This window comes from Candidatus Poribacteria bacterium (assembly GCA_021295715.1).
Taxonomy (GTDB): Bacteria; Poribacteria; WGA-4E; order WGA-4E; family WGA-3G; genus WGA-3G.
Genome location: JAGWBV010000123.1, coordinates 1 through 7881, shown reverse-complemented (window position 1 = coordinate 7881; position 7881 = coordinate 1). Strand labels below are relative to the sequence as shown.

7 protein-coding genes are annotated in these 7881 nt (G+C 49.6%); all 7 read right to left on the bottom strand.

Annotation, left to right across the window (positions count from 1 at the left end):
* Window positions 1-75 precede the first annotated feature (75 nt).
* The gene (locus J4G07_21055; GenBank protein ID MCE2416476.1) at window positions 76-945 is read right to left on the bottom strand and encodes a glycosyltransferase family 2 protein; all 870 of its coding nucleotides are present in this window, start codon (window positions 943-945) and stop codon (window positions 76-78) included.
* A 135-nt stretch (window positions 946-1080) separates the two neighbouring features.
* Window positions 1081-2595: a sulfatase-like hydrolase/transferase gene (locus J4G07_21050; protein ID MCE2416475.1), complete on the bottom strand. Its 1515-nt coding sequence runs from the start codon at window positions 2593-2595 to the stop codon at window positions 1081-1083.
* Window positions 2596-2925: 330 nt separating this feature from the next.
* Window positions 2926-3747 (bottom strand): sugar phosphate isomerase/epimerase, encoded by an 822-nt coding sequence (locus J4G07_21045; protein ID MCE2416474.1) that lies wholly within the window; start codon window positions 3745-3747, stop codon window positions 2926-2928.
* A 141-nt stretch (window positions 3748-3888) separates the two neighbouring features.
* Window positions 3889-4746 carry a putative 4-hydroxybenzoate polyprenyltransferase gene (ubiA, locus tag J4G07_21040; GenBank protein MCE2416473.1) on the bottom strand — a complete coding sequence of 286 codons (858 nt, stop codon included), beginning with the start codon at window positions 4744-4746 and terminating at the stop codon, window positions 3889-3891.
* Window positions 4747-4940: 194 nt separating this feature from the next.
* Window positions 4941-6194, bottom strand: a complete 1254-nt coding sequence (locus J4G07_21035) for a DUF2088 domain-containing protein (GenBank protein ID MCE2416472.1) — start codon at window positions 6192-6194, stop codon at window positions 4941-4943.
* Between the two features lie 672 nt (window positions 6195-6866).
* Window positions 6867-7604 (bottom strand): LamG domain-containing protein, encoded by a 738-nt coding sequence (locus J4G07_21030; GenBank protein ID MCE2416471.1) that lies wholly within the window; start codon window positions 7602-7604, stop codon window positions 6867-6869.
* Between the two features lie 8 nt (window positions 7605-7612).
* On the bottom strand, window positions 7613-7881 hold a 269-nt coding region (locus J4G07_21025), incomplete at its 5' end, for a hypothetical protein (protein MCE2416470.1).

The window sequence follows — 7881 nt, the reverse complement described above, 5'->3', positions numbered from 1 at the left end:
GGAAGAAAGAGACAGAAAGTATCGCCTTTTCTATCCCTATTTTACCACATTCTTATGGTTTACTCAATATGACTTCTATGAAAAGAATCGGAAACGGAGAATGTGATAAATTGCGGCGACACCATCTTTCCAACTCACTGTTTTCCCTTCATGATAGTCTCTGCCGCGGTAGGAGATAGGCACCTCAACGATTTTGCATTTTCGTCTGGCAAGTTTCGCCGTAATTTCAGGCTCAAAGCCGAACCTATCCGAGTAAAGCGAAATCTCCTTTAGGATTGGGGTGCGGATTACCTTATAGCAGGTCTCCATATCGGTAAGTCTTGTGCCGTTGACAATGTTTGCAAGGGTCGTCAGAAATTGATTTGCGATGTAACTCCGTAACAACCCCTTTTGTCTCCCCTCCATAAACCGAGAACCGTATACAACATCGGCTTCCTCAGTTAGGATGGGCTGAAGCAGTTTCGGATAGTCTTTTGGATCATACTCCAAGTCAGCATCTTGGATGAGGGTAATTTCACCAGTGATGTGCTGGAATCCTGTACGAAGGGTTGCGCCTTTTCCCTTATTCACATCGTGATAAAAGACTTTTACGGCGATCTCGGAGGCATTTTCTGCTGGGATGGCTTTCGGCTTTCGGCTTTCGGCTTTCGATAAAGAGGTTTCTGACACCTCTACCCCCTCTTGGTTTCCGACGGCTGATGGCTGATGACTGACTGCTATTGGAGGCATCTGCGGTGCTGAGACATATTGCCGTATCTCGCCTGAATCCTCTTGAATGGCTTCAATTTCTTTTAAAATATCGCGTGTGCCATCTGTTGAAAAGTCATCGACGAGAATCAACTCTTTTTTCATACCGATTTCAACACTGGCGACCTGTTGCAGAAGCTCTTTTAGGCTTGCAACCTCGTTGTAAATCGGAATCACAATGGATAGCGTAGGCTCCATCTGGATGCCCCCAATGTTTTTCCTACTGCTTTCGTGTAGGATATGCTGTAATCAAAGCGAGGCTGGACACAATCAATTTTTTCCTTCTAAATGATACCGAATCCTTTTTTTAATTGCAAGCCTAAAAACCGAAATCTATGCATACGATAACCGCTCAACCCTTCTCTCCAAAGGCTCCATCCTCTCAAGAATACGACCCATGAGATGCATCCTATCTGCAGCGTAGGCGGCATTCTCCCACTGATTGACCCGTTCGCTCGGATCCTTCTCCAAATCATAGAGTTCCCCGTAAGCATGTCCACAATACCATGTCAGTTTTCGTGTATCGGTCACAATCGTTTTGAGTCGCAAGCCGTGTGGATCGTCCACACACTCAACTAACACCGAATCCCGGAGAGATGCTGTCTCGCCTGTAAGCATCGGTATCGCATCCATACCATCTGTATCTGACGGAATCGGCAAACCGATTGCGGAGAGGACCGTCGGGACAATATCGACGTGGCTGAAGAGTGCCTCTGTGCGCTGTCCAGCGGGAATCATTGCGGGGAATCGCAGCAACGTTGGCACGCGGACGAGCTGCTCATAATGGAACGGTCCCTTCATCCAAAGACCGTGATCACCGAGGAGTTCACCGTGATCGGTCGTGAAAAGCACTAACGTATTCTCTGCCAATCCGCATGTGTCCAAACACTCCAGAATCCGTCCCATCTGCTGATCGATAATCTTCACCATATTGTAATAGTACGCCCTACCCAGTCTTGCATCCGCTTCGGAGACCTTGCGATAATCCGCACCACCGCCTTGTCCCGCGATCGCAAACGTTCCACGAATCTCTGATTTTTCAAGCTGACCCTGTCGCGCCTCTAAAAAGTGGGGCGGTTTGTCGTCTAACTCATCTTCGACAAAATCCGGCAGTGGGACGTGTGCCGGGTCAACGCGCGCCTCAAACTCAGTTGGAACACAGTGCGGGTGATGCGGATCTTGGAAACCAACCGCCAATAGGAACGGCTCGGAGGTATCTCGGTTCGATAGGAAATCTATTGTCCGATCCGCTGTCCAAACGCTATTATGGTATTTCAGGGGTATATCCCAATCGTATGCCTCGCCACCGAAACCCTGTTCACTTAGGCGTGTCGCTTTGCTATAACTGGCGAACGTTTCCTCAGAGACGCACGAACGCACCCATTCACCATAATGTCCCGCGACGCCATAGGTCGCATGACCAAGTGCCAGTTCCACTGTTTCAAATCCATAGTAGGGACCACGGAAATCCGGGTAACGCGTCGTATCGCCACGGGTTTCAACTGACTGTGCCGCCGATGCACCGAAAGGTTGGAAGTGTGCCTTACCGATGTAGTGAGTGCGATAACCGACATCAGCCAGTCGATGTGACAGCATCGGTTCATCTTCAGGGACGTTCATGCCGACGTTCCACGCCCCGTGACGACTTACATATCGTCCCGAAAAAATTGAGGCACGGGCGGGGGTACAGACTGGATTCGCACAGTATGCCCGTTCAAAACAGACACCTTCGGATGCGAACTTGTCCAAATGTGGTGTATCTGTAAATGTTGACCCATAGCAGCTCAAACTATCTGTCCGCTGCTGATCGGTCGTGATAATCAGGATATTCGGTTGTTGTGTGCTCATGTGCTAAAGACACTACCTTTCCTATCCACAGAACGGTTTGAGATTTTTTAATTTTATCTTGCGGAGGAACAACCTACGTTTGGGCTCTGATGTGTGTTTCTCATACTCGCCTGCGTGTTTTTGCTTGGGTATTTCTGCGTATTGTTGCAGGCTACGGATTTGGGACTAACGAACACCTCTCTACCGATAACTGACAACCGATAACCAACCGCCAATTTTATCTTGCGGAGGAACGGCGTAGGTTTCATGTTTGAAGTGCCTTGTGCAGAAGTCGCCTGCGTGTTTTTGCTTGGGCGTTTCTGCGGATTTCTGCGTATCGTTGCGGGCTTACTATCCGCAAAACGGTTTAAGATAGGTGTAGCTCTGCTCTGCTGCGTCTTCAGGCTCCATAATCTCTCGGAATGCCTGATGCACCGTCACATACCCATCGTAACCGATCGCTTCCAGTCCGCGAAATACCAGCGGATAATCGATGCCACCTTCGTCCTGCAAACGGATCGGGTCGTGTGGGACTTCACCTTGAATCCACGTCAAGAGGCGTGTCTTTCCCTCCGGGCGACGGATGTGATTCTGAAGATAGACGTTGAGAAGATAAGGTGAGAACCGTTTGAGCGTCTCAACACCGTAATCTTGGGCACACAGGTCGAGGTTGGCAGGTTCATAGATAATTCCGAAATTTTTTCTACCCACCCGCTTCAACACATCAACTGAGCCCTCTACTGTTTCAAACAAACTCTGTGTATGTGATTGATGTGCAAGACGGATACCCCGCTCAGCAGCTTCATCGGAGGCACGTTGTGCCCACGGAATGTCTGCCTCAACCTTCATCGCAATACGGATCAGATCCGCGCCAAGGAGTTCCGTTAGATCCAGATAAGGGGTTATGTTGCGGAGCCCATCCGGTCCTTGTTCGTTGTTGAGGGGAACAGGAAAATCCCCGGTGATCATCGACACCTTTAGGTTCAGCGATGCCGCCTGTTTCCGCGCAGCGGTGATTTGCTCCAAAGGCGAGTGGATGCCGACTTGGGAGGCACGCATACAGACAGCTTCGTAGCCGAGCCCTGCTGCCAGTTCAGTCAGTTGTTCAAAGGTATGCGTCGCGTCTCTCTTCGATGACGTTTCTGCGACGCGTACCGAAAGTGAAAGTTTCATATTTTAATTTTACCTTGCGGTTCGATAAGTGGGGTTTGGATATTGAAGTGCCTTTCCGTATATACGCTCTCCACTTCGTTACGGGCTACGTTTTTTGATTATACCTTAGAAAGCCCACACACGGCTTTCTCCCGCCCAGGTTTAATCGTTAAAAAATAAAATATCGGCAATTGAAAGTGCCATCAGGACCAGACTAATCATGCCATTCAGCGTGAAAAAAGCGAGATTGACACGGGACAGGTCGGTCGGTTTAACGATGGCGTGCTCATAGATAAAGATTAGCACCACAATCCCGATCCCGATATAATAAAAAAGCCCTAATTCAACGAGAAGCGGAATGCCGAGAAGCAGCAATACCGCGATGACGTGTAAGGCAGATGAGAGCCATAACGACCACCGGATCCCAATTTTCGCCGGAATCGAGTGCAGTCCATGCTTCCTATCAAAATTAACATCTTGACACGCATAGATAATGTCAAATCCTGCTGTCCAGAGTAGGACCACAAGGCAGAGGATTATCGGTGGCAACGCAAAATTCCCCTGAATCGCAATCCACGCGCCGACAGGTGAAATAGAGAGGGAGAGTCCGAGCCAGAAATGTGAGAGCGCAGTGAAACGCTTCGTATAGGAATACCCCATAACGACAGCAATGGCAACAGGCGATAGCGCGAAGGCGAGCGGGTTCAGTCGCCATGCCGCAAAAACCAGTAATCCAGCCGAAACAATCGTGAAAACCCACACGGCACCCTTCGTAATCAAGCCCGCGGGAATCGCACGCATGGCGGTGCGTGGGTTCTTCGCATCTAACTCCGCATCGGCAAGTCGGTTAAACGCCATCGCGCAGCTACGCGCCCCTACCATTGCCACGAGAATCCAGCCAAACTTTGCCAGCGAGGGAAATCCATCTGCAGCAATAAAGGCACTCATCATCGCAAACGGAAGCGCGAAGATCGTGTGTTCAAATTTAATCATCTCCAAGATAATCTTGAGTTTCCGCATTTTAATTATACCTTGCAGAGGAACAACCGGAATTTAAACTATCACGGACATCCTTTAAATCCGACCTCCATTTCATTACGGGCTACTGGTTTTGATACTATCTTAGTTCAAAGACCATCGGTTTCCGTCAATCCTAAAGGTAAACCTTTGTGGGACGATAACCTCTTAGCCGACTGCTGATAGCTAATGGCTATCTAAAACGGCAACAGATTGCCTGCTGCGTCAAATGTAAGCGGTTTCGTCTCACCGATAACCGATAACCTCGAATGCAGTTTCGCATCTTCAAGTAGCACCTCAGAGATGTCGAGTTCCGTTAATCGCAGTGTACTCTCAATACGGATAACCCGGGCGTTCTCCGGTTCCGTCAGACCGATGGTGTCGAGTGCCACTTCAATCGCTTCCCGATCGGTGTCGTAGTAGAACGGGATTTTCGATTTCTGTGGTCCAAGTGCGGTAATGCCGTTCATATACGTAGAATGCCGATCAATCTTATCCACGAGGCGGGTCGTTGTGAAGTCAGCGAGTCCGATACCAGTAGCGTTGCCGTCGCTCTCTTCGGTGAGATCTCGGACAAATATACGGAGAATCGCAGGTTTCGCCGGTTCCGGCTCAAAGTTCTGCATCATCCTACCGATGACGTTCGTGTCCATACCCGTGCCGCTCATGTTTTTGCCTGTCCAATCCACGATGAGCAGATCCAGTTCATCAAACGGGAGTCGTCCCATCAACGATTTCGCCTCAACGAGGAGTTCTCGTTCAGTTTGAAGGAGTTGTGCGGCGGGCATAGCGACCGCTTTCGCAGTATCTTCGTGTGCGTTCTCAATCAATCCGATGCCGAAGGCGATCTTGCCGCTATCGAGGATGAAACCCCCGACGGCAGTAATAACGTGCTCAAAGCCGTATTGGAAGAATGCGCGGTGATAGAAGTTCGCACCCTGCTGTTTGCCAAGCCCGATAACCATCATCTTCATCAAGCCGCTCTCAATAGATCCGTTGAAATCTGTGTGTGCTTTGATACGATTGAGGGGAACAACGTGATCCGCGTCAGCGGCATACCGATCGAAAAAGACGGGCAAGCCATCCCCTGTCTTTCCGAGTTCCACGACCTCCATTGTCGCTTTCACCGGTGCACCGACGGTCTCTTCAGTGATACCGTAATGCTCAAGCACACTCCGCTGTCCTTCGGGGGTTGCCCCACCGTGGCTTCCCATCGCTGGAACGACAAAGGGGCGTGCCCCGAGTGTTTTGAGATAATCAGCAGTCGCCTTGACCGCAATCGCGACATTCGCAACGCCGCGGCTACCCGCGGTAATGGCGACAGTCTCGCCGGGTTTGATAATAGCAGAGGCGTTAATCCGCTCCAGTTCCGCGTGGATTGCTGCGGGGAGATCGGTGAGAACGGGTGCCTCAAACCGCTGTTGAATCCGTGTCATTTTTGGAAGTGCCATGCGTTTCCGTCCTTTATGTTTTCACCTGTAGGTGGACTTTATCGGCAATTTTATCAGAAACAGGACAGAAATGCAAGAGAAATATGGTGTGACGATCAGCCGTCATCCATCGTCAGTCAGTAGTTAGCCACACAAGGTAGGTGCGGTTTCCAACCGCACCGAGTGATGCAGAACATCACACCCATAGAATTTAAAGGGAGATAATTCGTCTGAATCACGGATTGTCGCGGATTATACGGATTGCGCGGATTTTAAGAGGTTATTGGGGGTGAGGTCTCTTTAATCCCAGGGCACCAATCTGCTTATAGCAATGATTGCATTATTCGGCATTTAGCCCCGTAGAGGCGATATGTCTATAGCAGCATGTGTGAAAAGAGAACCTAAGTTCTATAAGGGCGGTATGTTTATATTTTCTGAATTGTGGATTTTCACGGATTTGCGATGGTATCTGTGTTGTGGATTTTTAACCCCAGCCGGGAGACATGTCTATAGAAACGCGTCCCCTAAAAAATAAGCCTCAGCGGGGCGAATGTCTATACTCGGTAGGTGCGGTTTCTACTGGGAAGGAAGGGTGAAGAGTAAAAAGGCGAGGTTTGAAAACCTCGCCAGCGGTGCACGGAAGCGTTCTTGAGAAGCCGGTGCGGTTGGGTGAAGACCCTACGGAGTCTGAGATTAGCGTTTAAGCTCAGCCCATTGTGTCGCCAGTTTACCTTGCGGTTCAACCGGTAAGAACGTCTCAACACTCTCCATTATCAGATTAATCTCGTCTTCATCTAACGCACGGGAGAAAACGGCATAATCGTCCATTATACCCGCAAACGTCTCGCCGGCTGAGCCGCCAATGCGGTAAGTGAGGTTCCCACCGTCGGTTTCTTGGAAATCGGTTTCAGCGACCTCTTTGCCATCGGCGTAAATTTTGAATTTATCGCCATCGCCTGTGACGGCTATGTGTATCCACTTATCCGCTTCGACGATCCCTCCGTCGGTTTGACACAGGACCATCCATCCACCGACCCGTCCGCGCCAAGAGATGAGTCCTTGGTCCTTATTAATGAATAAGGTGTTGTGTCCAGAACCACTCGGTAGACTCCGCCAGATGTGTTCCCATGTGGTCCCGTCGAAATTAGGCTGAACCCAAGCAGAAATTGTAAACGGATCGGCTTTGAAAAGGTCGCCGTGGAGGGAATCGGAGACTTGGAATTCGACAAAAGCAGCTGGGTCGAGTTCAATCGCATCTCCAAATTTGCCTTTAACCCACTTGGATCCGCCATCAATCTCGCCATCGTTTCCATTTCCAGATGCATCCTCTGCGTTACCATCGAAGGGATAGTGCGCCACTAAATCTGGATCTTCACCCGCAATCCCTAAGGTGGTGCTCATCAGCAGAAGGGTGACTGCCAAAGTTAACATAAAAACTTTCATCTCTTATCTTCGGTGTGGAAACTCCTGAATTCATTCAGGGGAGGAAACACCGCTCCTATATTTTTATTGACAAAAAGCGTCAAAAATGCTAAAATATTCTTTGTAACTCGAAGACGTTTGTTCGTTTGAACAACTTCCGAAGTCGGAAGTGTCTGAGGTTCTGCATCGTGGGCTGCTTGAGCCCCTTGGGGGTATGTAGGTAAAGTTACGAGCCATAGCCCGAGAAACACGAACAGCCGAGAATGACGGGGTTTTAACAAGCCCC